Source organism: Neorickettsia helminthoeca str. Oregon (assembly GCF_000632985.1).
Lineage (GTDB): Bacteria > Pseudomonadota > Alphaproteobacteria > Rickettsiales > Anaplasmataceae > Neorickettsia > Neorickettsia helminthoeca.
The window spans coordinates 84,135-108,559 of sequence record NZ_CP007481.1; the positions used below are offsets into that span (position 1 = coordinate 84,135).

Consider the following 24,425-nt stretch of genomic DNA (forward strand, 5'->3'; position numbering starts at 1 on the left):
GTTGTATATCTGGTGATGATTATGTGCATGTTAAGCTTTGAATCCCATACAAATAAGTAGTAGAAAACTGGTCTGGAAACTGAAATCAGTGGCATATGGAATGGAGAATTGATACGGGTTTTGTTGATTATCAGGAATCACTAAAGCTGATGCAGGAGAGGGTAACTCAAATTATCTTTGGGACAGGCGATGAGTTAATCTGGATGTTGCAGTATCAGTCATTATACACAGGTGGTTCGAGCGCAGACACAAGCGAATTATTGAATCAGAGTACTTTTCCCGTTTTCCATGTGGGTAGGGGTGGCAGGTATACTTATCACGGACCTGGACAGAGGGTTGTATATTTAATGTTGGATCTAAAAAAACGTGATCTATGTGATCTTAGACGTTACATTTCTCTTTTAGAAGAGGTCGTTATACGCGCGTTGAGTAAGTTTGGAGTAATGGGAATCAGGAAGGAGAAATATATCGGTGTCTGGGTGGAGACCAAAGACGGTCTCCAGAAAAAAATTGCAGCTATCGGTGTGAGAATCAGTAAATGGGTAAGCTACCATGGTATTGCAATTAATTTATATCCAAGTTTGGAGCACTATTGTGGAATAGTGCCATGCGGGGTCAAAGAATTTGGTGTGACTTCATTGAAGGAAATGGGTATCGGGGTCAGTGATTTTGGAGATTTTGATCGATACTTTCAGGAAGCATTTCAGTCTGTTTTCGTAGAGATATAGTTTAGGTGTTCGTGATGTCGGGGCAGCAGTGCGTTGAAGGTTGGTTAAACTTGGATAAGGAAAGAGGTATCTCCTCTTTTGGTGCGCTTCGTTTAGTGAAGCGTAAGCTCGGTATAAAGAAAGCAGGATACCTCGGAACATTAGATCCATTAGCAACAGGAGTTCTCGTGATTGCCGTAGGGAAGGCAACTAAATTGATCCCCAAAATAGACGACTCAGAGAAGGCATATGACTTCACAGTCGAATGGGGCGCCGAAACCGATACCCTAGATTCTGAAGGTCAAATTATCCGGAGCAGTGATAATATTCCCGGCCGTGAGTCGATTTTAGAAGTTCTGCCACTTTTCATTGGAGAGGTAACGCAGATACCACCGAGATTTTCTGCAGTTCATATAAATGGTCGTAGGGCATACTCGTTGGCAAGGGCAGGCATTGAGTTCGATATTAATCCTAAGACAGTTGTGATCCACGCTTTGGAGTTAATCGAACATGTATACAAACGATCAATCTTCAGGGTGCTGTGCGGAAGGGGGACATACGTTCGAGCTATCGCCAGGGATATTGCGCACAAACTGGACTCTTTGGCTTTTGTTAGCGGAATCCGCAGGACAAAATCTGGTATCTTTGGACTTGCTGACTCGCACACATTATCTGAGATCACACTGAATCACTTAGTTCCCATAATTCAGGAGATGCCTCTCCGCGCCTCATAATCTTCGTGTACGACGTTCTGCAACTCTATGGAATGCAGATGCTCCGAGTGTTTTCGTTTCTCATCATTGCTTCTCTTGTCCTCACAGCACTGGTGTAGTACGAGGTACAGGATCGCCGCAAACGTAACAGCTAGGAGTCCAAGAGCGCAACCTATTAATACTTTACCAGTTGTTGGCATATCAATATCTTCTTTCTGATGTATTATATATATTGATTGTAAAATATTTTTTAAAGATAATCAAGTTATTTAAGAATTTGCGAAAGCTAAGATATATCTATTTCCAGAATCCTTATACAAGATAGAAATAGATGAGCCCGTCCAAGGGTATGTTCTGCTATCAGTGATGTACGCAAGTTTGTTGCGGTAATCAGGTGTGTACTTTGGTGATATGCAGTGCTCTCAATGCTGATGAAACAACGCGAAGTTAGTCATAGGCGTTCTTTAGAGCTTGTTATCTGGATACTGCAGGAGATTGTTGTCTGCGGATTGTAATTTAGTTAAAAAGTAAACTATTCATGCTACAGAATAGTCATAATGTTTCCGCAATTTCAGAATGCCTGGTAGCAATACAACAGCAATTATACTTGCAGTTGTGGTACTTGCTGTCGCCATTGCAGCGCTCTTGTTCTGGTATTGTTGTCATGCCAGAAGAGCTCCTAGCAGTAGACTAGCCGCACCTCAAGTGTGTGCTTATGGAGCGTTAGGCTTGAGTGCAGTTACGTCTGATCTACTTTATGAGGGCTGTGAGCCTTCTAGGCAGAATCCTTGGGCGGGTGGCAAGATTATTGCTGTTGAGATGCATGACCATGAATCGTGGATCGCTGGAGCTCTAGAGTCGCCTGGAAATAGAGCGCTGCGTCAAAGATTGGGTGTCAGAGATCATCCTATATCCGACATTGAGATAGGGTTGATGGCTGCTTTTTCCTTCGGCAGATTCCACCCTAGGATATCACCCAATGCCCCTAGTGCTTCTGCACTGCATGTAAGGATGTGTTTTCCAAGTATAAAAGAATACTGCGACTGGAACGGTAATATAGATAAAGCTGGACTGTATGCTGCAATGAAGCTTTCATTCTGCGCGTTGTTCAGCAGTCTACGTTCCACTTGTTGGTCAGTCAGTGGCTCGCTACTTTTGCTTCCTGTAGGTGAACTCCCCGATTCTGCTGAAGGGAAACAAGCGTATGCCGAGGTATACGCAGAGGCTTTCTTGGCTGCATTGGCAAGGGTGAGCAACGGGTATCGCGCATCGTTTACACAATTCCTTGATATCGCTGGTATCCGGATTTGTTGTGGTGACCCAACGGCGCATGAAGTCATACACGGAGCTCTTAACAGAGCAGTGTATGAATGGATTCAGCTCGAGCGTGTTGATTGTCATGCGCGTTGATACTTTAATATCGCTAGCATCCGCATTAGTTGAATGCCGGATGTATCGTGCATGTGCTATCGTTTTCTGATATCTTAATTACTAAATAATTATTCATATAGCTATGGACACAACAATAAAGCTTTGTATCGCACTTGCTGTGGTCTGTGCACTTCTCTTGCTGCTAATATTAGCCTTACTCGCCTGCTTGCGGTGTCATAGAGGGCAGATTCAGGTGGAGGTTCCAAGCTCCGCAGTTAAAACGCCTAGTATCGTCGTGTATGATAAAGCGAACCCCGCACCACGTCCTATCGGTGAGTACCCTGGGTGCTTTGTGAAGCATAATGGGATTTATCTGGTGCTGCCTGCAGGCTCGGTGGCAGCTCTACATACGACTATATCTGATCTCACGAGAGTGATGAAGCTCTTGTATGGGAGCGTGTCTCCTATACCACGTATCGACGGAACTGCGTTCTATCTGGCTGGGGCAGGTTTCAGTAAACCGCAAGATTGTTATGATAGTACCGGGATACGGTTTTTAGGTATTAAGTGTGAGAAGGATCCTACTGAAGTCCCACAATCTGAGCTAGAGCCGTACCTGTATGGCCTTATCCTTAGGACATTTGAAGCTGTTGCCGGCACGCATACCAGTCCTGGCGCAGCACTTTCAATGGCGTTTTACCCGGATATGTTCGAGGGTAATACTGAGGAGAGGTGTGCAATATTAAAGCGGTCCTTCGAGAGGGCAGTGAAAAAATTCGCAGGAGATGATCCTGGCTCCTTAACGCAAAAACTAGGTGTGAGTCAGGTATGGATACTTATACCTGATCGCGAGTATGCGAAAGCCGTAAGTGAAGCATTCTCATGTGAGGAACCTCAACAAAGCCGTGGGCTTTAGTTGGGTATGTATCATGCGTGCGCTACCGTTTTCCGATATCTTGATTACTAAATAATTATTCATATAGCTGTGAAGGATGTAACAATAAAAAAACTTGGGATTGCAGCTTGTGCGTTCATCACTGTGCTTATCGCACTGGCATTATTGTACTGGTGTCTGTGGCTTCATCATGGGAGGCAGATTCAAGTAGATAGAGCGAGGCCTAAAGGGGGTATAGAACAGCCTCAGAAGGTTCCAGATATTCCAAGCTCTGAAGTTACAGGTTCTGTACCTGAGTCAGCCTGGGAAAAAAGAGCTATTCCTGGGCACCTTGGGTGCTTCGTAAAGTGCAACGATGTGATGTGTGCGAGTGCGCTGCAGTCGTTGCCTCCAAAGTTGCTGCTAGTTGGATATCTAGAAGAGAGTGGACCGCCTTTCTATCCGAGCCACGCTTCGAGATTGTGCGAACTTCTTGGTATCACTAGTGAAGCAATCGATCTGCCTGGGCCTGATGGGCTTCTCTCCGACGTATACGAGCATGATACTTCTCAGATACAATTTTTAAATCTTCGTTGTACGAGTTCTGGTGATATCAGAAGAGCTCATCCTGATGATCGTGCTGCACGAATGAGGCTATTACTACAAGGACAACGTTGCGCTTTTCTTCGGTGCTTTCAAGCTGTTGCAAGACAATGCAGTGATCCTGAAGTATCACTTTTGATCTCGGCTGACAGTAGTCTATTCGCCACTTACCCTAGTGGGGCTGGTAAGATGCGGATATTTGCGCAGGCCTTCCAGGAAGCGGCTACAGAATTCGCAGGAGATGATCCTGGCTCCTTAAAGCAAAAACTAGGTGTGCGGGAGGTATGCATCGTTCCTCCATATTTGATGCATCAATATGCATATGAAGCATTCTCATGTGAGGAACCCCAACAAAGCCGTGGGCTTTAGTTGGGTATGTATCATGCGTGCGCTACCGTTTTTGCGATATCCTAGTTACCGAATAATTATTCATTGGCTGTGGACGTAATAACAAGATTTTGGATTGTAGTTGGGGTCGTCGTTGCGGTTCTCGCGCTGATGGCGTTACTCTACTCCTGCTGGCTGTGTCATAGAGGGCAGATTTGAGAGAGTAGAAGCGGAGGCCTTCCAAGACCTGAGCCCGAAGATTCCTGTACCTGAAGCTCCAGAGGCCGGACTAACCCAAGCCGCAGCTCTCAGAATAGCATCATACCGGGATACCCTGGATGTTTCCTAGATACAAGAGATATGTTGCGTGGCGACTTTATATCGCTACCTGAGGAGCGAAATATGATTTTTATTTTTATTGTACCATACCACAATTTCCATGAGTGTTATGGTAGAGAAACGCTATTCGAAGCTCTTTGTGTCAGCGGTGAAGAGACTTGGCCCCGCGGTGCGGAAGAGCTCCAGGGCGCTGGCTTTACTCGATCTCCGCTCTATATCTATGAGAACTATATCTATGAGAATGATTGCAATGTCAGTATTGCATTTGTTCAGTATTGTATTTGTTCGTACTTGTGAGTATCTCAATAGCGGTCATTCGGATTATGATGCATATTCATTAACCTAGTGCGCGCCTTGTTTAGGGGTTTGCGCAGCGAGCGTAATGTGGAAATTATAGAGCGCGGTGGAAATGTAGTACTTTTTATATGTATGTTGTCCAGAAAATCCCGCTGAGGCTTGTTCATTTTGTATAGTAGTACTGCGTCTACTTGCTTATATGAAAGAGACTATGTATCGAGTCAGGATTGATGAGTCGCAGGTGCCTTCTATATTCTGTGTGACGAAGAATTGGTTGCACTCTTACTTAATTGAAGCCAAATCTCAAACCGATTCGATAATGCAAGGCTGCAAGGGTCTAAATTAATAAATCATGGTATTAGTAAATTTGATAAATAAAACGTGGTTATAATTATTGATGAATTATTGAATAGATGATTCGCATGTGCTCTAAATAAATAGAGATATAACACTTTGGTTGCCAAAATGGATCCTCTTCTTAAGCTGGTTGGTACGGTCAGGAGCGCCATTTCTAATAGTAGCGACCGCTGCTGCATTGCTCGCTTGCATCAGCTCCTGTATCAGGTCTGGAGAAACGCGTGGGTCCTCTGGCCCTAGACCGAGAGTAATGCCGGGAGCGCAGCCTCAACTGGGGTTCGATCGTGGCCCAGGTCGCCCCTAAGCGGCTCATTGTTTGATGTGGATGATTATCTGATCCGTGAAATAAGTCTGTATTCAACTCCGGAAGGTGTAGTTATGGATCCACAGATACTCACCTGTCCTGCGGCGTAAGTGCGGTGTGAGTCGTACACACTCCTCGAAGGAGTTGGCTCCATGGAAGCTCATACTCTACCGTGTAGTTTTCTCTCGTGGGTTGATGAAAGCATCTTTTAGTCTTCGTAAGATTGGGTAACTATAATAGTTAATTAACAATCTTCCTGTAGAGAGGATAGATCAATAATGTTTTCATAGTTATGCAGAACAGTAGCAGTCACAATCTCACCTCTAATGGCACTAATGATATTGGTGGTGGAGTCGATACCGGGGATCCCACTTTATTGGGCCTTATTCTGCTGGTGCTTCCTTTTTTATTTTGGTGGATGTACAAGAGGTGGCGTGGTGAGAATATAAACCCGTATCAGTGTGGTCACGGCTGTGGCCAGATGGTTGAAGGGTTTGTTGAAGGTGTGCGTGATGCACAGCAAGGAGATAACCAAAATGGTCCTGGATCTGATGGTGCTCCATCGTCTAATCTAATGGATCCTGATGTTGACGGCGGCAAATCTAGACAACGAAGCCGGGAACATTGAATTCGACGGGATAGCTGGGCACAGGTGAGTCTGTATTCAACTCCGGAAGGTGTAGTTATGGATCCACAGATACTCACCTGTCCTGCGGCGTAAGTGCGGTGTGAGTCGTACACACTCCTCGAAGGAGTTGGCTCCATGGAAGCTCATACTCAGCTTAGAGTTCCGCCAAGTAAGTACGATGTGAATCGTACACACTATGTCAGATAAGCTACGTAGGGACTCTTACCTAACGTAATATTTTACCGTGTAGTTTTCTCTTGCTGATTGGTGAGAAGATTTTTCAGACTTGATAAGATTAAATGGTTGCAATTTAAACGACTAATTAATAACATTGCTGTAGAAGTAATTAATTTAATAATTTTTTCATAGCTATGACTGGCGATACTATCCTGACTGCAACCGGCGATGAAGGTAGTGGGGGTGGGAGTCTAACATCTACCCTTGTAGGTGCTCTTAGTAGTGTTACTAGCCCGGGTAGTAGCACGGTTCCTGGTGCTGCTTCTCCTACTAGCGCTACCACAACATCTGCTACTACTCCTTATGATACTACTTCCGATCCTGGTGGTGGCAACTCGCATACCCTTGCTTTGGTGTTCGTTTGTGCGTTTATCTTTCTCTTTCTGGCTTGTCTATGGAAGTGTCATAGGAATCGGTGTATCCAAGGCGCTGGACGCTGTGCAAGCGAGTGTCTGTCTGCCGTTGAAGAGGGTAGGGGTGGTTCTGGTACTCGTCCTCGAGATAGGAGGAGTAGTGGTGATGATAGAAATGGGGATAGTGGTCCTGCCCCTGACACTCCCTTGTTTACCCTAAGGGATCCTGGTGCTACCCAAGGGGCTCGAAGACATCGGGAAAGTAGGTATTGATGGGATGCTTAGGCGCAGGTGAATGTGTATTCAACTCCAGAAAATGGAGTGACGGATTGTAAACTCATCTATCTTGCCTCATCGGCGTGATGTGAGTCTGTGTGTGTAATTTCCCTTGCTGATTGGTAAGAGCATCCTTTAATCTTTACAAAATTGAACGACTATAATAAAATTGATTAATAATATTAATTGATTAATAACATTCTATTCATTATGAATGGTTCTAATAATTCGTTCCCTTTTGATTTGAGTAATAATGGGGCCGCTACTGATGCTGGGAGTGGTGTTACTGCCGGGCTGTTCATTGCATTAATAATATTATTGGTCGCTGTAGTAAATAGGGTTATTGGTGCGGGACATGGTAACCGAGGTTGTGAGCAGTTGGTAAATGGGTGCGTGAACGATTATGAGGAGTGTATCTGGGAGTGTCAAGATAATTGTAGACAATCTTCCCAGGATGATTCAGACCCTACTGGCAGTGCTCATGTAAGGAATACGCAGGCGGGAGGAGAGGGTGATCTTCAACTCGAGATGGTGTTTATGCATGTTGCTGATGGCGGTCATGGAGAGAATGAGGAGAGCGAGGAAGGCGCTAATCCTCCAAGTAGCGCGATAGAGTCAGTATGTGTCTCTGATGGTGGTGTTCAGAAAGAGCAGAAGGAGCTGAATTAGAAAACCCAGGAGTGATAGGGTTCCACATGGCTGACAATTTGTAATGATCGTGTGAGCACATCTATATGGAAACTATCTGGCTATATGGAAACTATCTGGAAAGGTGAGTTCACCACAAGAGCGTGAGAGATGGATTACAGTAAAAATCATAATACAAAACTTGCTTTTTAATTATATCTTTGTTAAAACTATTAGTAGATTGATGTGAGATATTACATCGATTTTATTCTTAACCTTGTTAAAGGCTTGCGTGAAAAGTACAAGGGCTTTATGGGCTATCGTCATGAGTACTGATCTCTCTTCGATGGAAGATTATTTGACGTGCGTGTTCCTGGGAATGCAACTGTTAGTTGCTGCTATGATGCTTTGTGCATTGATTTTCTACTGTAATATCAAGACATAGTCTGGAAGCCTATATCCGAGTCAATGAGCCTTGTGAGACTCATTGACTCCTAAATTATTGATGATCCGGTGTAGCCGTCTCCACCGGATCATCGTGTCGGTTAAGATTGGATCACCAGTTTATCATCGATCTGATCGATGAGTATTTTCCCATCAACGGCAACCTTGCCTGAGAGAATTATTTGTGCAAGCGGATTCTGAACGTGTTGCTGAATCACACGTTTTAGTGGTCTGGCTCCATATATAGGGTGATAGCCCTGTTCACATATCCAGTCTTTGGCTCGTTGCGTGAATTCGATCTCTAGGTTCTTGGATTTAAGGAGATTCTGGAGTTTGCACAACTGTATCTCAGCGATTTTTCCTATATCTTCATTACTCAGACGATTGAAAAAGAGAATTTCATCAAGCCGGTTGAGAAACTCAGGACGGAAAAATTTTCTAACTATTTCCATTATTTGTGTCTTTTCAGTGTCAGTGATCCTTTCAGTTTCCGAGAGGACCTCTGCTCCGAGATTTGATGTCAGTATAAGAATCGTATTCTTGAAATCCACAACGTGACCTTGACTATCAGTTAATCTTCCCTCGTCAAGGACCTGTAACAATATATTGAAAACATCATGATGTGCTTTTTCTATTTCATCGAACAGTATCACTTGATAAGGGCGACGCCTTACTGCTTCTGTCAGGACACCACCTTCTTCATAGCCTACATAACCTGGAGGTGCACCAATCAGTCTTGCTACTGAGTGCTTTTCCATATATTCCGACATATCGACCCGGAGTAGAGCTGACTCATCATCGAAGAGGAACTTCGCGAGTGCTTTACTAAGTTCAGTTTTTCCGACGCCAGTCGAGCCCAAAAACATAAAAGAACCAAGTGGACGATTTGCATCCTGAATCCCAGCTCTTGCACGTTTGACAGCATTACTGACAGCTTCTACCGCTTCGTTCTGACCTATGACTTGTTTCTTCAGCGCATTCTCTATATTGAGAAGTTTTTGTTGTTCGCTTCCCATCATCTTCTCGACAGGGATGCCGGTCCACTTCGCTACTATGGCTGCTATATCATCCTCTGTCACCTCCCGTTTTAGAAGAGTACCTTCTGCATGCTTTTCTTCGCGAGTCAGTCTGCCTTCTAAGTCACGGATGGTACCGTATAGAAGTCTTCCGGCTGTTGCAAGATCTCCGTTCCTTTGAGCTACCTCCAGGGACTGTCTTGCTTCGTTGAGTTCTTCTTTGATTTTCTGGATCTCTTTGAGTTTCGACTTCTCAGATTGCCATACGCTTTCTAAGTCCGCTTGTTTTTTCTCTAGACTTTCCAGATCCTGCCTAATTTTTTCCAGCCTGCTTACCGAATTAGCATCTTTTTCCTTTTTTAATGCCTCGGCTTCTATCTTCAGCTGGATGATTTTTCTATCAAGTTCATCTATTACTTCCGGTTTACTATCAGATTCGATTCTAATTTTGCTGGCTGCTTCGTCCATTAGATCTATTGCCTTATCCGGTAAGAATCTGTCGGTTATATATCTGTTAGATAGTGTCGCCGCAGAAACAACAGCGCTATCAGCTATTCTTATTCCGTGATGGACCTCGTATTTTTCTTTTATTCCGCGCAGAATCGATATTGTATCTTCTTCAGTAGGCTGGCCAACGAAAACTGGCTGGAATCTCCTTGCCAATGCTGCATCCTTTTCTATGTGTTTTTTATATTCATCCAGTGTAGTTGCGCCTACGCAGTGTATTTCCCCGCGCGCTAGAGCTGGTTTCAGCAAATTCGATGCGTCCATTGCCCCATCAGTTGCGCCGGCTCCGACCAGGGTATGAAGCTCATCTATGAACAGAATGATCCCTCCGGCTGAATCTGTGAGCTCATTAATCACAGATTTTAGCCTTTCTTCGAATTCTCCCCTATATTTTGATCCAGCTATAAGTGCACCCAAGTCCAGCGAGAGCAGCGAAGCACCAGCCAAATTTTGTGGGACATCCTTTGCAACCATGCGCATCGCGAGCCCCTCTACAATGGCAGTCTTTCCAACACCAGGATCTCCAATGAGTACTGGATTGTTTTTTGTCCTTCTTGAGAGTACTTGCATCACTCTCCTGATTTCCTCGTCTCTGCCTATGACAGGGTCAAGTTTTCCGGAGCGTGCAACTTCTGTCAGATCTTTTGTGTAGCGTTTTAAGGCATTGAAGGTACTTTCTGCATTTGCAGAGTCGGCCTTTCTGTTTCCTCTTGTGGCATCGATGATTTGTTGTAGTTTCGGTGCGCTGACACCTTGATCCTTCAAAATCTCGGAGGCTTCTGATTTCTCTGCTGCAATCCCTTGCAGTAACCTTTCGACGGTCACGAAACTATCCTGAGCTCTTTGCGCAATACCCATAGCTCCTTGGATGGCTTGTGCTGCGTCTGGTGTTAGATGTATATGTCCAGCTCCTTGTCCATGCACTGATGGCAACTTCTGAAGAGCGGTGCTTATTTTTTTCAGTATAATTTCAGGATTAGCATTGCACTGTTCAAGCAACTGCGGAATAAGGCCATCCGTATTATTAATTAGCGATTTCAAGATGTGGAGTGTGGTGAGCATCTGGTGTCCCATACTTACCGCATCGAGTTGTGCACTTTGTATTATTGCTGCTGAATTTTCCGTGAATTTGTCGAGTCGCATATTATTATCGGATTGTCTAAGGTATATATAAGCAGTATTAGCAAATTTTCACTGTCCGGGAAATTAGATTTTTTAAACCAGTGGAAGTAAAAGTAAGTTCAAATGCGCAGGATTGGTCGTGTCCGAAGTTAAGGCTATTTTTTCGAGTCTAGCGAAGTTCCCCTCGTTCCTATGGAGCAGAGTTTTCTTTGTATAAACCGTGATCTTTGATGCCTACAGTTCTACACATCCATATAGGAGTTCTGTGTGGTAAAGCGTAAGATTCCGATAGTACTCTTTGGTAATATTAACTTTGACAATATTTTGCTTTCGCTGTTTAAAATTTCATGAGCAACTTGGTTTCCTGTTTCTTGCTGAAAGGAGAAAGGTCAGATAGAATGAATTTTTATTCCAATATCTTAAAAACTCCTTGAAAAAGATACTCATAGATTCAACTGAAGATGAAACCAGAGTCGCTATCCTGAAGGATGGCCTGTTGATCGGATATGATCTCGAAAGTGCTTCTAACCTCCCTCAAAAGGGAAATATCTATTTGGGTGTAGTCTTCAGGGTCGATGATTCGCTTCAGGCTGCTTTCGTTGAGTACTTGCCTGGAGAATACGGGTTTCTACCGTTCTCTGAGATTCCCGTGACGTATTTTGATCTCCTTGAGGATGTGAAGGTCAATGCTATCGCAGAAGACAAGCATGTGTATCTTTACAAGAACTTCAATGCGACGGAAGTCATCAAAAAGGGATTGGTGATCTTCGTCCAGGTTACCAAAGAAAAGCGACGCAATAAAGATGTTACCTTGACCGCCTATGTGAGATTACCCAATAGATATTGTGTTCTCATGCCTTTTTCCAAAGATTTTGTTTTATCTAAGCAAATTTCCGATGAGAAAGCTGTGAACCGCTTGACACAACTTGTAGAGGAGAAAATAGGTGATCGAAAGTATGGTGTTATATTCAAGTCCTACTGCGAGAATGCTGATGAAAAAAATATCATCAATGATTATAACCTGCTGGTCTCCCAGTGGGATGCAATAGCATCCAGAAAAGAAGAAGGTAAAGCACCCAGGTTGATTTTCCGTGAAGCAAACTTGGTCAAGAAAATTCTCAGAGATTCCTATGATAGCAGTGTTGGAGCAATAATCATCAATGATAAGCATGTCTACCAGGAAACAGTCGATTATGTGCAGAGTGCTCTATATTTTGATAACCACCATGTCACTCTTTATGAAGAGAGATTACCTCTTTTCGATAAATATAAGGTAGAGGCTCAAATTGATAGTTTGTATGAGGAAAACGTCCCTCTAAGAAATGGAGGTTATATCGTCATCAATACAACTGAAGCACTCACAGCAATAGATGTGAACTCCGGGAGAATGAAAAAGGAAACTAACATCGAAGAAACTGCCTACAAAGTCAATATGGACGCTGTCGTCGAAATAGTACGTCAGCTGGAGCTCAGGGGAATAGCAGGAATCATCGTGATAGATCTCATAGATATGAGTAATTCCAAATATATCGCGAACGTCGAAAAAGCCCTACTTGATGGATTTAAGCGCTATAAGGCAAGAGTCCAGATTACCTCAATTAATAAATTCGGACTTGTTACAATTTCCAAGCAGAGGACCAGACATAATATTTCCGAATTTCACATGGCTAAGTGTCCACAGTGCGGAGGTAAAGGAAAAACGCTCAAGCTAGAATATCAAGTTCGTAGAGTCTTCTCGAGCATATATACCTCTCCTCCGTGTAGGGAGGTCTCCATTATAACAGGCCCCGAAATGGCAGCCTTTCTATTCAATAATTATCGTAGTAAGATAATCCGCGCTGAAGAGGAAATTGGAGTCAAGATCAGCATAAAAGTCGATGTGCACATGGATCCGCTCAAAGGATTTGAAATCTCTGTCCAGGGCAAGGATAAGGGTGTGAGTATATCAGCGATTCAGGAAAAAAATCATGATGTTGCCCCGATCTCTGAAGGACAGGTTGCGATCAAAGAAACGCCGATCCAATCGCGATCTCTAGCCAGTGCTTCTAGGAGATCCTGGGTTGCTTCGTGGATCCGTAGATTAGTAGGATCGCAGTAACCTTGTTTTTCCACAATGACCGTGTCGCCCATCGGAGTCGCTCTAATTAAGCTCCCTGGCTCTTTGGCTTTTTCTCCTTACTAGCTTCGAAGTAAGCAGGATCACAAATAGTGCTCCAGAGAAGATACTCAGAGTCCCACCGACCATGAAAATCGCCTTGTACAGAATAGTGCTTTCACCTGTCATGCCTGCGCTTTTTCTTAATGCTCCGTATCCACCCATCAGCAATAGCCCGGTTATATGTCCAAACTGTCCAATGGTGTAAGTCGAAAGCTGTATCATGGACAATTTCGATGTTAATGTCCCGGTCACGTGATAGGCAAAAGCCATGAAAGCCACTGTTATGCCGATAATTGATCCGTGATAGTGTGCTGGAATAATGATATTACTTTCTCTTATTAAGAAGCCTAACAATCCACCATAAACGAAAAGGCTTGCTGAGAGAGCGAATGCCCAAAAATAGGAATGTGGTACTTTCTGCTTTGAAATGAATAGCAAGTAAAGGATATAGGTAGTCGGCACTATTCCACCGAAGATACGCATATGATAGGTGAAAAATTGTATCAAAATTTCATTATCGGGTGTGTAGTAGTATATTAATGGAGTAGGCAAGATCAGCAACAGGTTGAGCCAGGATAGACTAATTAACACTTTATCAGAGCCTCGAACGCTGAAAAGTATAGAAAAGACAATTATCAACGATTGGCAGAAAACAAACTGTAAAATATGTCCTCCACCCCAACATAAGTATTCATGGAACTGATGAAGAGTCAGTGCACTAGGCATCCGTGCATATGCGAGGCACATGCATACCTGAGAGATTAAGAAAATAGTAGCGGTTATCCTATCACATCTTTCGGAATTACTTCTGATGATTGTGTCTAGACTATTAATCAGTATCCCAAACAAAAGTAGTGCTACCCCGGTGATGTAGGGTAGATTATCGAGGAATGGTATATAATTACTTTTTATTACATCAGTCCCTGGGATAAAGCCAGAAAGGAAAATCAATATCACTGCGATGAAACAAAGATTGTAGCTGAAGCGTTGTACTAATCCTTGTCTGTCCCAGGTACTCACTGTGATAGCAAGCATCCAGACATTGATGCCAAGTGTCACATGGATGATGAGCGAGACATCAAAAATGTTGGGTATCAACCCAACGAAGAAAGGTAGCCTCAGAAGCAGCACGAAACAGGAAAAAACACCTGATAACGCAAGTGCTATTATACCAAGATAGAGCCACTTAATTCGCATACGGAAAATAGTAGGTATTCCTCCTCCATGTATAACACTCAAACTGATCCTGAAATAGTATGAATGTCGTGTATTGGAACTACCTTCAAGAGTGCCATTTTATGTTTCATTATGTTTCATTGGAGCTCTGTCGATATATCAGAACTTACGTTTGTCAACCTCAATTAAAGTTGAGAGCATCTTAAGTCAAACGATGCTCCGCTTCAGTTTAGTAAAACGTCCAGGGAAAACTAGTAGAGAAGCAACGAGTCACGTTATACTTGTGACGCCGAAAATTACATACCTTTGCATGAATTACGATGCTCTGAAGAAAATTGCTGAACTTGCAATTGCAGAAGACCTAAAGGCTGGATACGACATCACATCTGACAATGTTATTGATCCGGATCTAAAAGTTCCGTTCGAAGTGAACACGCGTGACGCAACGGTAGTGTGCGTGCGACCAGTGACTGAGTTACTCTTGGGACAAACTGGAATAGAGTATATTCTTCATAAGTCCGATGGTGAAATGGTACAGGAAAATGAAACTATTATCTCTGGGTATGCGAATTCACTTGCTCTACTCAAAGTGGAGCGGGTTTTTCTGAATTTCATACAAAGAAGCTGTGCAATAGCAAGTATCACAAGGAAATTCGTTGATAAAGTAGCTCACACGAACGCGAAAATACGAGGTACACGCAAAACAACACCTGGTATGCGATGCATGGAACTATATGCTATCAAAGTAGGAGGAGGGGAAAATTACCGTGATTCCCTGAGTGATAAAGTGCTATTGAAAGATAATCATATAGCTATCAGTGGGGGTGTAAAATCAGCCGTGAATAGCCTTAGGAGCTCATTGGGAGAAGTTTACATAACTGTCGAATGCGATACTTTTCAGCAAGTCAGGGAAGCAGCATCGCTTAATGTCGGGACCATACTGCTCGATAATATGTCAGTAGAAGAAATTAAAAATTGCGTTGGGTATGTCAGAGGTGTACGTCCATCCATAGCCATTGATGCATCTGGAGGTATTACTCTCGAGACTGTAGTTAGAATCGCAGAAACCGGAGTGGACTATATCTCTGTAGGTATGCTGACGCACTCTATAAATGGCACAGATATCGGGATTGACGTCAGTGTCGATGACTGTGTTTCTTGAGCTTGGTATAGGTCTCAGATGCATAGTCCCATTACTGCTAGTGTCGATGATTGAATTATCTCCAGAGAACTTTTCAGTGGAGGAGTCTTACTAATTTAGGCTCTTTCTTGGAAGACTGTGGTATTGCAGTATGATCGATATCAGTGATCGGTTCTCGATGAGAGCAGTAATTCGGTTTCTGCAAATGTGGATCTTGATATTCCGGGCAATTGAAATCTCCGCGAACGTTGATTAGAATCGTTAGGTGTATTATTCGCTGTATATGCTAAAAATAAGACTAGCAAGATTTGGTAGGAAAAATCGTCCTTATTATAAAATCGTTGTGGCTAACAGCAGTGCTCCTAGGGATGGGAAGTTCTTAGAGCAAGTCGGTAGCTACGATCCTCTGTTATCGAAAGATAATCCATTACGTGTTCTCCTCAATAAGGAGCGTATCCAGTATTGGACAAGTGTTGGCGCTAAGCCTACTGAGAGAGTTTCTAAATTTGTTTCCAGTATCCAGGAATAATGATATGTGCTGGGCGGGTCGCCTCTACACATGGTGTTAGAGGATGTATACGCGTCCAGTCCTATATGTGCAGTACCTTCGGGTTCGTTGGTGCTGAGGTTTCTATTGGAGGGATCTCCTATACTGTCAGGACATCCTTTAATAGGAAGCCATCCTTAGTTGTCTTGTCCCTTTTAGGTGTCGATAGTGCGTCTGAAGCAGAGTCCCTTGTGGGTTGTGATGTCTTTGTTGCAGAGGCCTTACTTCCTCCACTGCCTGAGGATGAGTATTATTATAAAGATCTTATCGGAATGGCTGTATGTTCCAAGGGTGAGCACGTCGGTTCTGTTCTGATGCTGTATGACTTTGGTGCGGCGGCTCAAGTTCTTGAAATTACTTCCCGTTCAGGGAAGAAGATCATGATACCCTTCACTAAGGAGTTCATCGTTAAGGTTGATCTTTGTGCTAAGATGATCGAAGTTATACTTCCCGAAGAGGTGTGATCCAGATGTTATTGATTCTGACTATCAGTAATGTAGTACTTGTTTTGATTGTAGGGTATCTTGGCTATCTGAGGGTCCGTGCTGGACTCATCTTGGAAAGGGAGCGTGAGAAAATAGAGAGATTGTCCGCGGAATTGTTGGAGATTCGCGCACTTTATGAGAAGGAAGGGGCCTCCAATGATGAACTTACCAAGCGTGTGGTGCAGCTCGAAGCTGAGAAAAAAAGTTTCGAGTACTCTCAGAAGGCCATGTATATGGAATTCGAAAACTTGGCCAATAAAATTCTGGAGAGTAATACAAATAAGTTCAGAGAACGTTCCTTGAGTGATCTGAGTACACTTTTAGATCCTCTCAAAGTGAAGATTGCTGAATTCGAAAAGAGAATAGAGGATTCCTTCAGTGTTGATATTAAAGAAAGGTATTCCCTCTCTAGGGAGATCGCTCGTATGGCTTCTCAGACTGAGAAAATGATTGATGAAGCAAGTAAACTCAGTAAAAGTCTGCGTGGTGATAATAAAGCCCAGGGACTCTGGGGTGAATTGGTGTTGAGTAAAATATTGGAACATTCCGGGTTGCAGAAGGATCGAGATTATACCCTACAGCAGAAGTTAGGGAATAGTAGTATCCCGGATGTCATTATCAATCTTCCTGACGAAAAACACCTCGTGATTGATGCGAAAACCTCACTCAAGCACTACGATCTTTATGTGCAAACTAATGAGAAAGAACATTTAGAGCTTTTTCTGAAGTCCATAAGGAGTCATATCAAGAATCTTGCTGGGAAAGAGTATCATGCAGCTCATGAGCTTTTCACGCCTGGATTCGTTTTTATGTTTGTCCCAATTGAGAGTGCATATATGTTAGCGCTTTCCAGTGATTCCGAGTTGAAGGAGTTAGCTCTACGGAACAGAGTGATGCTTGTTTCCCCGAACTCACTTATAGCGATGTTGCAAGCTGTGTCATCAGTCTGGAAAATTGTTGATCAGAACAAAAATGCCAACGAAATCGCTAAAAAGGCTGGTGCTATGTATGATAAGTTCGTGCTTTTTGTAGAGGAGCTGGTAAAGGTAGGTAATGCGATTGCACATTCCGACCGTCTCTATAAAAGCGCGATAAATAAACTCAGGGATGGTAGAGGTAGTTTGTTCAAGCGTGCAGAGGATCTTAAAATGATGGGAATATCAGCTAATAAGGAGCTCAAAGACAATCAGTTTCATGCTGAGCCAGAATAGCAGTGATTCCGGTCACATTTGAAAAGACTCTATTTCAGATTCTCTTCTCTACGGGGCCATCACATGGAACTGGCATAAATCTTACTTCGATTCACGAGGTCGTCTTTGATGTTCAGTACTGGGTGCTCGAGCAAATTGAAATACTTGAGTGTCGCTCCTTTATCAAATTGCCTCACCTTGCTGATAATGCGCGACATGGGTCTGTCAGCTATTTGCGGCTCGCATCCGATTATGAAGACGACAATTACTCTCCCTATTGCGCCTATTTGATCAGTGCTCCTAATCGACTTCTTGAGAATCTCAATGACTTGCAGCATGGACGTCCTTGACGAGTCAGATAGTTGTATAAATCCGACAACACAGTTTTGACGATACTGCTTACAGAACCGTGAGAGAAGTACAATTTCAGCTTCTGTGGACTGTGAATCCATTATCCTCAACGTGTCATTTATGGAGTATTCAAAATGATCACAGCTTCTCCGGAAGTCTGCTAGATGATCGATGCAACCATATTCCCTAGCTAATATTTGATATCTTTTTTCCCTGCTCGATGCGCTGCTGGAAGGGAAGATTTTAATCTTAACCGGAATATTCGCTCCATGTTTGCTTTTCAGCGAAAGTTCTCTGAGTCTTGTAAGAATTGATTCAATATCTATTCCATATTCTTCATATTCTAGATGTTCCAATATCCTGTCTCGATCTTTTTGTTCTAGGATATCGAAAAATGGGCGACCTTTGAGTTCAGAACTCGTGTAGAACAATAACGATAGCAGTGCCTCATTTGCATCTGATATCATAACTGTCTTATCATTGTTATCCTGGACTATGGATATCACAAGATCACTTTTTCTTCGTGCGATTGATATTTCCACAATTGTAACGAGAAGCCCAACTCATAAATGTTACATTGATTTGATTAACTTTTAATAAATTATATTTTATGTTAGGTTAACATATAAATCCGTCCTCCCCTCTGATCGGGGTCGGTAAAGCGGATCTCGGTGCATGATGCGTCGAAAATCATTCGCTATTATACTGGCTATATAGTTGCCTTCCAGATCGGAGTTGTGATGCCGGGATGGTGGAATATGATGCATCTATGTGACAACTTGTTTTTCTAGTGGAGCTGCTATATGGACTTTGGAAGCCATCTCTCTGAGTTAAGGTATAGACTAGTTATCTCGGTACTTTTTTTCCTTGGAGCGTTTTGTTTATGTTATTACTTTTCTGAGGAAATATATAAATTCTTGCTCAGGCCCCTGGCTGAAATAGCGAATCAGCGAGATGGAGTCACAGGAAAGAATTGTAGTTTTACTCTGATTTATACAGGCCTTACTGAGACATTCGTAGTTTACTTGAAGGTTGCCTTTCTTGGTGCGATTTTACTATCTGCACCATTTTTTATATGGCAGATATATATGTTTGTTGCACCAGGACTCTATCCAACTGAAAAACGTGCCTTCATTCCGTATATTGTATCCGCTCCTATACTATTTGTTCTTGGATGTTCGGTAGTGTACTACTACGTTTTTCCGCTTGCGTGGCAATTTTTCGTGAGCTTCGAATATGATGGTAGTAAACCAGGTACATTGCCTATCGAATTTATGCCTTCCGTTTCTGAGTATCTCGACCTTGTTGTACAGTTCATGTTTGCATTTGGTATAGCCTTCCAATTACCTGGTATTTTGACTCTGTTATGTCATATTGGTTTGCTGGATCACAATGCCCTAGTGAGAAAGCGGAAATTTTCAATAGTATTGATATTTATCGTTGCTGCGATTCTTACGCCACCTGATGTTCTAAGTCAGATAGGACTTGCGATTCCTATGTTGTTCCTATATGAGTTATCGATTCTCTCATGTAGGTATGTTTGTAAGAGGCGTTCCTCAGCAGAAAAGAAAGGAGGTACCTAGTGGCCATGGAGTCAAGTAGAGATGGATATCACTGATAAATAAAAGGACGAAATTCTTGATACTTGCCGTGGTTTCCTATATTTGCTTACTTCTGTTTAGTGCGTTTAATGGAGTTTTTGTTGGATAAAAGTATTGGTGCTCAATTGAAATTCGCTAGTGTTCAGTTGAGAGTATGTTCGCAGACACCCAACCTTGATGCAGAGTTGTTGCTCACGCACGTACTTGGATCCACACGAGAGAAGCTACTTCTCAATTCCAATGACGGCCTTAGCGAGGAAAAAATAAGCGAATTCCATACACTTATAGAGCTGAGAAAAAAATATTCAGTGGCTGCTATCACGGGCAGGAAGGGGTTCTGGAAATCCGAGTTTGTTGTCAGCAAGAATATTCTTATTCCGCGTCCCGACACCGAAACGATAGTTGCCGCGGTCCTGTCCAGGTACGGAAAACACAGGCGATCCCTCAGAATATTGGAGCTGGGCACTGGAAGTGGTTGCATCATTATTTCGCTGTTAAATGAATATAGAAATGCTATAGGTTTCGGTTTTGAGAAATCCAATGCAGCATTCCGGCTAACCAGGATCAATTGTCATAGACACGGATTGCAGTCAAGATTAAGACTTTATCACTCTGACTTTAACCGTGTTCCCGCGATTCTTAGAGGTAAGGTGGACATTATTGTTAGCAATCCCCCTTATATTAAGCGAGCAGATCTTCCAACTTTGCAAACAGAAGTGAGAAGTGAGCCGCGTCTTGCGTTGGACGGAGGTTTCAACGGCATATTGCCATATTTTGCTATATTGAAACTCGCAAAAAAGATACTCAATCCTGGTGGGGAGGTCTTTTTAGAGGTCGGAGATTATTGGAAGGACTCGATGTTGTCGTTACATAATAGTGCATTTAGGATCTCTGGAAGATTCTACGATTTATCAGGATTCCAGCGTGTTGTTACTTTGAAGCAACAGGGATCAGTACTGCAATAAGACAGCCAGTATACAATCCCAACATAAAATCTTTTTGGACCCTTAAATCTTAAGTAATTATGAAGATGTATTCCTATAGATTTTTCTATGGATGGACTTCCTAAAGTTAAATGCTAGGATGGCTAATTATATATTAGGTAAGTAGCTATGATAGATTTTACTTTTGTTGACCCACCTACAAATGATGGTCAAGAAGGTGATGGTTGCTGCATCCTCGATGGTTCACTGGTTGGGGTACAAGATCCTGATGAAGAGTAACTGCTGAGTTTTGTAGTTGCACTGAGGCAAATCATGGGCCAGTGGGTATTAGAGAAACGCCTGCTGGAGCTCTTCTGGTTAGCTTGTGACTCTGCTTTTCAGAACGGCAGCACTGCGAATTGTGCCTCAGATAGTGGCTCCGGTTGCGCATCATAGGTTTCTGTTCTTGGAATCAGGTTGTCGCGATCATCAAGTCCGATTGCTATGTCGCAGTATGAAGCCACTGTGATGATAAGAGATATCAGCGCTAGTATGCCGAGGGTGAGTACAAGGCCAGTTGCCGGATCTGCTGTTTTAAAAAGTGTCTCCTCGTTTAGGGCGCCGAAGCACCAGTATAGAGTGAATGCTAACATTGATAAGTAGAGCGTACATAGTATCGCTGTGCCATGCATCACCGTTGGAGTGAATTTGTTCAGGAGTTGTTCTGCGTTGATTTCTTCTGCTTTGTAGTCGCGTAAGTTCTTCCCCTTAGACGCGTCATATATGAACAGTGCTAAACTGAGTAGCGTTATAAGGCCTAGCACACTGAGCATCAGTATCTCTGCTGCTGGCTGGCTTCCACATAAAGTGGAGATTCTATTGATGATTCGTACTATAAGCAGCGTTATTGTCCCTATTATTATGAGACCTAGTAAAACCCGGAGGATTACCCTGGCCCATCTCATTTTCCCAAGGATACTGTGATCACCTCGGTAGTATTCTAGAAAGCGCGCAGATATGGCACCGGCTTCTTCTAAGAAAGGCTGTATGCGGCGGTTAAAATATTCTGTGCGTGGGGCGTGAGCAAACCGGTAAGCTAAGAATATGATCATCAAAGCATGTGCTTCTAAGCTATGCGGATTCGCTACTTGCTTACCAAAAATTCTTTTTTGTGTGACTGCAGTTGATAATTTCTTATTTGTATAATACTCAAACTCAGCTGTAAAACTGGTCACCTTATTAGTAAGCTTCTTATCGCGTGCGTTCAAGGCACGTTTCAAGTTAGTTTTATAACGTTTCACGGTTCATTCCCTAATCGGAGTCTAGAGTAGCGGAAAAATATTGCAAAATCCTAATGTTTTGCGTATTTTCCGTAGATTATATAGACAAGAATTTTTTTCTCAATAAGTAAAGTAGCCTTTTCGCTGAAAGCTGAAGTGAGATAAGCAGAAGCAAAGGTCCATGGGCTGGTGCTTTGCATACCAGGCACTAGACTAAGGTCATCCAAGAGCCCGCGTGAATAGAAATTAGCGAGAGTTATCCAGCACGAAGGCTCAGTGGATGCGGATAGTGGTAAGTCCAATCTATGAGTTTGCGCAATAATGATTCATCGCATCTGACAAGGTACCAGACTCTTCTATCATTCCAGTCTCACGGATACTTTTCAAAAGATCCGGGTGGTGTAAGTGGAAAAACTCTAAGAGTTTCTTTGCAAAGTCACCGACTTCAGAGACAGCGACTTTGTCAAGATGACCCTCATTTGCTGCAAACATGAGTACTACTTGTTCTTCCATGGTGAGGGTCTGGTGCTGATTTTGTTTTAGGAGTTCAGTTAACCGCTTACCTTTGGCTAGGAGTGCTTGGGTTGTCTCATCTATGTCTGACCCGAATTGCGCGAACGCCTCCATTTCCCTATATTGGGCAAGAGTCAACTTAACCGACCCAGCAACCTGCTTGATTGCCTTGACCTGTGCAGCTGATCCAACTCGGGAAACAGAAAGTCCGACGTTTACTGCTGGCTTGATGCCTTTGTTGAATAGCTCAGACTCAAGGAAGATCTGTCCGTCGGTGATGGAGATAACGTTCGTAGGGATATATGCTGATACATCTCCAGCTTGTGTCTCTATTATTGGGAGTGCGGTAAGTGAGCCAGCACCTTTTTTATCCGACATTTTTGCCGCACGCTCCAGGAGTCTTGAGTGGATATAAAAGACATCCCCAGGATAAGCTTCACGTCCTGGTGGGCGACGTAGCAACAGAGACATTTCTCTGTATGCAACTGCATGTTTGGACAGGTCATCGTATACGATGAGGCAATGCATTCCATTATCTCGGAAGTATTCTCCGATGGCACAACCTGCGTACGGTGCCAGGAACTGTGATTGCGCTGAATCAGATGCACCTGCGAGAACGATAGTAGTATAATCCATAGCTCCGTGCTCCTGTAAGGTTCGTGTGATCCTCGCGACTGTTGAGCATTTCTGTCCGATTGCTACGTAGATACAGTACAGTTTTTTGTTATCAGGGAGGTTCTTATTGATTTCTCGCTGATGGATAATTGTATCCAGAGCGATGGTGGTTTTTCCAGTTTGTCTATCCCCAATGATCAGTTCTCTCTGTCCACGTCCAATTGGGATCAATAGATCTATCGCCTTTATCCCTGTTTGAACCGGCTCATGTACGGATTTACGCTCCAGGATTCCAGGTGCTTTTAGCTCAATCGGGGAATAAGTATCACTGAGAATTTGTCCTTGACCATCAAGTGGGTTCCCAAGCGGATCTATGACCCTGCCCAGAAGCTTTTTACCTACCTGAATGCGAAGTGTTTCTTTACCCCTCTTGACTATATCTCCCTCTTTGATTTCTTGGGTATTGCCCAGCACGACGATCCCTATGTGATCGTACTCTATACTCTGGACCAGACCAACTGTCCCGTCCGGGAAAAAAACTTTTTCGTTGAACTCTACACTTTCCAAACCACAAGCAATGACCACACCATCCTTCACTGAGATCACTTCACCTACCTCTTCAGAGAAGATTTGCTGATCGAAATCCTTTATTCTCTCCTTTATTATCCTCAGTACTTCGGATGCATTGATATCCAGACTCATCTTTTCTCCTTCTTATTAAATCATCTCAGAAATAGCCCCATGGCTCATACTTCTATATTTCTCTAGCCTTCCGATAATGGAGAGGTCTATCATTATCGAATTCATTTTGATTGTAAAACCGCCTAATAGTCCGCTATTTATCTTTTGGACGATATTCACTTTTTTGAATTCAGGGAAAATACCCACCAAGGCAGCTATAATACTTTTTTCAGCTTTGGTGTTTAAATCAGTATAAGACTCTACTAGTACATCGATTTCTCCCCTGTTTTTCTTTACAATTTTTAGGTATTCCGTGAGCACTTTCGAGCATAAAGCACCTCGATGATTTGTCAGAAGAATCTTACATAAATTCCTCAGTGCAACTGGGACTCCAATGTTTTCGACGACGTGCACCTTCATGGCTGAAGCTATCCTAGTTGAAGAAAGAAAATCATTTTCTCTGAGCAACGCGATGAATTCATGAGCAACTTTTTCTAATTCATCCGCGCAAACCTCATACAAGGAGCGCGCATACCTATTAGCTATATATTCCTGCATTTAGATTTTTTTAGATGCCTTACACATTCTCTTACAGCTGCAGAGTTTTTGCAAATCTTGGGGTAATAGATTCCTTGCTGTTACCTGAATCCAGTATTCCTGGT

General features: G+C 43.1%; 22 protein-coding genes and 1 pseudogene. 17 read left to right on the plus strand and 6 right to left on the minus strand.

The genetic code is table 11. From position 1 onward, the window contains the following. Positions 1-95 precede the first annotated feature (95 nt). From lipB to NHE_RS04340, 10 genes are all read left to right on the plus strand, one after another. Positions 96-728 carry a lipoyl(octanoyl) transferase LipB gene (gene lipB, locus NHE_RS00405; protein ID WP_038558786.1) on the plus strand — a complete coding sequence of 211 codons (633 nt, stop codon included), beginning with the start codon at positions 96-98 and terminating at the stop codon, positions 726-728. Positions 729-742: 14 nt separating this feature from the next. Next, positions 743-1,441, plus strand: a complete 699-nt coding sequence (gene truB / locus NHE_RS00410) for a tRNA pseudouridine(55) synthase TruB (protein WP_038558788.1) — start codon at positions 743-745, stop codon at positions 1,439-1,441. Between the two features lie 555 nt (positions 1,442-1,996). Further along, positions 1,997-2,830, plus strand: coding sequence for a hypothetical protein (locus NHE_RS00415; protein WP_038558790.1), 834 nt, complete (start codon positions 1,997-1,999; stop codon positions 2,828-2,830). Positions 2,831-3,044: 214 nt separating this feature from the next. Then, positions 3,045-3,707 carry a hypothetical protein gene (locus NHE_RS00420; RefSeq protein WP_156927330.1) on the plus strand — a complete coding sequence of 221 codons (663 nt, stop codon included), beginning with the start codon at positions 3,045-3,047 and terminating at the stop codon, positions 3,705-3,707. Positions 3,708-3,776: 69 nt separating this feature from the next. Further along, entirely contained in the window at positions 3,777-4,637 is an 861-nt protein-coding gene (locus tag NHE_RS00425; RefSeq protein WP_038558794.1) for a hypothetical protein, read from the plus strand. A gap of 360 nt (positions 4,638-4,997) precedes the next feature. Continuing rightward, entirely contained in the window at positions 4,998-5,231 is a 234-nt protein-coding gene (locus tag NHE_RS00430; RefSeq protein ID WP_156927331.1) for a hypothetical protein, read from the plus strand. A 953-nt stretch (positions 5,232-6,184) separates the two neighbouring features. Next, positions 6,185-6,520: a hypothetical protein gene (locus NHE_RS00435; protein ID WP_038558799.1), complete on the plus strand. Its 336-nt coding sequence runs from the start codon at positions 6,185-6,187 to the stop codon at positions 6,518-6,520. A gap of 371 nt (positions 6,521-6,891) precedes the next feature. Beyond that, positions 6,892-7,383 carry a hypothetical protein gene (locus NHE_RS00440; protein WP_038558801.1) on the plus strand — a complete coding sequence of 164 codons (492 nt, stop codon included), beginning with the start codon at positions 6,892-6,894 and terminating at the stop codon, positions 7,381-7,383. Positions 7,384-7,596: 213 nt separating this feature from the next. Then, entirely contained in the window at positions 7,597-8,055 is a 459-nt protein-coding gene (locus NHE_RS00445; RefSeq protein WP_038558803.1) for a hypothetical protein, read from the plus strand. 250 nt (positions 8,056-8,305) lie between these two features. Next, a complete protein-coding gene (locus tag NHE_RS04340; protein WP_156927332.1) occupies positions 8,306-8,458 on the plus strand; it encodes a hypothetical protein in 153 nt (50 codons plus the stop codon). Positions 8,459-8,558: 100 nt separating this feature from the next. Here NHE_RS04340 and clpB read toward each other — a convergent pair whose 3' ends face one another. Beyond that, positions 8,559-11,123, minus strand: coding sequence for an ATP-dependent chaperone ClpB (clpB, locus tag NHE_RS00450; RefSeq protein ID WP_038558805.1), 2,565 nt, complete (start codon positions 11,121-11,123; stop codon positions 8,559-8,561). Positions 11,124-11,532: 409 nt separating this feature from the next. Between clpB and NHE_RS00455 the strand changes: the two genes are divergently transcribed. Next, positions 11,533-13,200 (plus strand): Rne/Rng family ribonuclease, encoded by a 1,668-nt coding sequence (locus NHE_RS00455; protein ID WP_038558807.1) that lies wholly within the window; start codon positions 11,533-11,535, stop codon positions 13,198-13,200. A gap of 42 nt (positions 13,201-13,242) precedes the next feature. Here NHE_RS00455 and NHE_RS00460 read toward each other — a convergent pair whose 3' ends face one another. Further along, the gene (locus tag NHE_RS00460) at positions 13,243-14,457 is read right to left on the minus strand and encodes a heme-copper oxidase family protein (protein ID WP_038558809.1); all 1,215 of its coding nucleotides are present in this window, start codon (positions 14,455-14,457) and stop codon (positions 13,243-13,245) included. Between the two features lie 289 nt (positions 14,458-14,746). Between NHE_RS00460 and nadC the strand changes: the two genes are divergently transcribed. The 4 genes and pseudogenes from nadC to NHE_RS00480 all read left to right on the plus strand — a co-directional run bounded on the left by nadC (position 14,747) and on the right by NHE_RS00480 (position 17,820). Then, a complete protein-coding gene (gene nadC / locus NHE_RS00465) occupies positions 14,747-15,598 on the plus strand; it encodes a carboxylating nicotinate-nucleotide diphosphorylase (RefSeq protein WP_038558811.1) in 852 nt (283 codons plus the stop codon). Positions 15,599-15,860: 262 nt separating this feature from the next. Beyond that, a pseudogene (gene rpsP / locus NHE_RS00470) lies at positions 15,861-16,088 on the plus strand (30S ribosomal protein S16); the annotation flags it as partial. 17 nt (positions 16,089-16,105) lie between these two features. After that, positions 16,106-16,588, plus strand: coding sequence for a ribosome maturation factor RimM (gene rimM / locus NHE_RS00475; protein ID WP_038558816.1), 483 nt, complete (start codon positions 16,106-16,108; stop codon positions 16,586-16,588). 5 nt (positions 16,589-16,593) lie between these two features. After that, positions 16,594-17,820, plus strand: coding sequence for a DNA recombination protein RmuC (locus tag NHE_RS00480; RefSeq protein ID WP_038560356.1), 1,227 nt, complete (start codon positions 16,594-16,596; stop codon positions 17,818-17,820). 59 nt (positions 17,821-17,879) lie between these two features. Here NHE_RS00480 and NHE_RS00485 read toward each other — a convergent pair whose 3' ends face one another. Next, on the minus strand, positions 17,880-18,692 hold the full coding sequence (locus NHE_RS00485; protein ID WP_232214998.1) for a PAS domain-containing protein: 813 nt from the start codon (positions 18,690-18,692) through the stop codon (positions 17,880-17,882). A 261-nt stretch (positions 18,693-18,953) separates the two neighbouring features. On the opposite strand from NHE_RS00485, the gene tatC reads away from it, so the two are divergent. After that, positions 18,954-19,733, plus strand: a complete 780-nt coding sequence (gene tatC, locus NHE_RS00490) for a twin-arginine translocase subunit TatC (RefSeq protein WP_038558819.1) — start codon at positions 18,954-18,956, stop codon at positions 19,731-19,733. Between the two features lie 107 nt (positions 19,734-19,840). Further along, the gene (prmC, locus tag NHE_RS00495) at positions 19,841-20,716 is read left to right on the plus strand and encodes a peptide chain release factor N(5)-glutamine methyltransferase (protein ID WP_038558822.1); all 876 of its coding nucleotides are present in this window, start codon (positions 19,841-19,843) and stop codon (positions 20,714-20,716) included. Positions 20,717-21,072: 356 nt separating this feature from the next. Here the strand turns inward: prmC and NHE_RS00500 are convergent, their stop codons facing one another. The 3 genes from NHE_RS00500 to atpH all read right to left on the minus strand — a co-directional run bounded on the left by NHE_RS00500 (position 21,073) and on the right by atpH (position 24,321). Then, positions 21,073-21,975 carry a hypothetical protein gene (locus tag NHE_RS00500; protein WP_038558825.1) on the minus strand — a complete coding sequence of 301 codons (903 nt, stop codon included), beginning with the start codon at positions 21,973-21,975 and terminating at the stop codon, positions 21,073-21,075. Between the two features lie 282 nt (positions 21,976-22,257). Further along, entirely contained in the window at positions 22,258-23,784 is a 1,527-nt protein-coding gene (atpA, locus tag NHE_RS00505; protein WP_038558828.1) for a F0F1 ATP synthase subunit alpha, read from the minus strand. A 15-nt stretch (positions 23,785-23,799) separates the two neighbouring features. After that, positions 23,800-24,321 carry an ATP synthase F1 subunit delta gene (gene atpH / locus NHE_RS00510; protein WP_038558831.1) on the minus strand — a complete coding sequence of 174 codons (522 nt, stop codon included), beginning with the start codon at positions 24,319-24,321 and terminating at the stop codon, positions 23,800-23,802. Positions 24,322-24,425: the final 104 nt, after the last annotated feature.

What these genes read in the sequence shown, in the direction of transcription:
- lipB (WP_038558786.1), top strand. Translation starts at nt 96, where the DNA reads ATGGAATGGAGAATTGATACGGGTTTTGTTGATTATCAGGAATCACTA.
- truB (WP_038558788.1), top strand. Translation starts at nt 743, where the DNA reads ATGTCGGGGCAGCAGTGCGTTGAAGGTTGGTTAAACTTGGATAAGGAA.
- NHE_RS00415 (WP_038558790.1), top strand. Translation starts at nt 1,997, where the DNA reads ATGCCTGGTAGCAATACAACAGCAATTATACTTGCAGTTGTGGTACTT.
- NHE_RS00430 (WP_156927331.1), top strand. Translation starts at nt 4,998, where the DNA reads ATGATTTTTATTTTTATTGTACCATACCACAATTTCCATGAGTGTTAT.
- NHE_RS00435 (WP_038558799.1), top strand. Translation starts at nt 6,185, where the DNA reads ATGCAGAACAGTAGCAGTCACAATCTCACCTCTAATGGCACTAATGAT.
- NHE_RS00440 (WP_038558801.1), top strand. Translation starts at nt 6,892, where the DNA reads ATGACTGGCGATACTATCCTGACTGCAACCGGCGATGAAGGTAGTGGG.
- NHE_RS00445 (WP_038558803.1), top strand. Translation starts at nt 7,597, where the DNA reads ATGAATGGTTCTAATAATTCGTTCCCTTTTGATTTGAGTAATAATGGG.
- clpB (WP_038558805.1), bottom strand. Translation starts at nt 11,123, where the DNA reads ATGCGACTCGACAAATTCACGGAAAATTCAGCAGCAATAATACAAAGT.
- NHE_RS00460 (WP_038558809.1), bottom strand. Translation starts at nt 14,457, where the DNA reads ATGCGAATTAAGTGGCTCTATCTTGGTATAATAGCACTTGCGTTATCA.
- nadC (WP_038558811.1), top strand. Translation starts at nt 14,747, where the DNA reads ATGAATTACGATGCTCTGAAGAAAATTGCTGAACTTGCAATTGCAGAA.
- rimM (WP_038558816.1), top strand. Translation starts at nt 16,106, where the DNA reads ATGATATGTGCTGGGCGGGTCGCCTCTACACATGGTGTTAGAGGATGT.
- NHE_RS00480 (WP_038560356.1), top strand. Translation starts at nt 16,594, where the DNA reads ATGTTATTGATTCTGACTATCAGTAATGTAGTACTTGTTTTGATTGTA.
- tatC (WP_038558819.1), top strand. Translation starts at nt 18,954, where the DNA reads ATGGACTTTGGAAGCCATCTCTCTGAGTTAAGGTATAGACTAGTTATC.
- prmC (WP_038558822.1), top strand. Translation starts at nt 19,841, where the DNA reads ATGGAGTTTTTGTTGGATAAAAGTATTGGTGCTCAATTGAAATTCGCT.
- atpA (WP_038558828.1), bottom strand. Translation starts at nt 23,784, where the DNA reads ATGAGTCTGGATATCAATGCATCCGAAGTACTGAGGATAATAAAGGAG.
- atpH (WP_038558831.1), bottom strand. Translation starts at nt 24,321, where the DNA reads ATGCAGGAATATATAGCTAATAGGTATGCGCGCTCCTTGTATGAGGTT.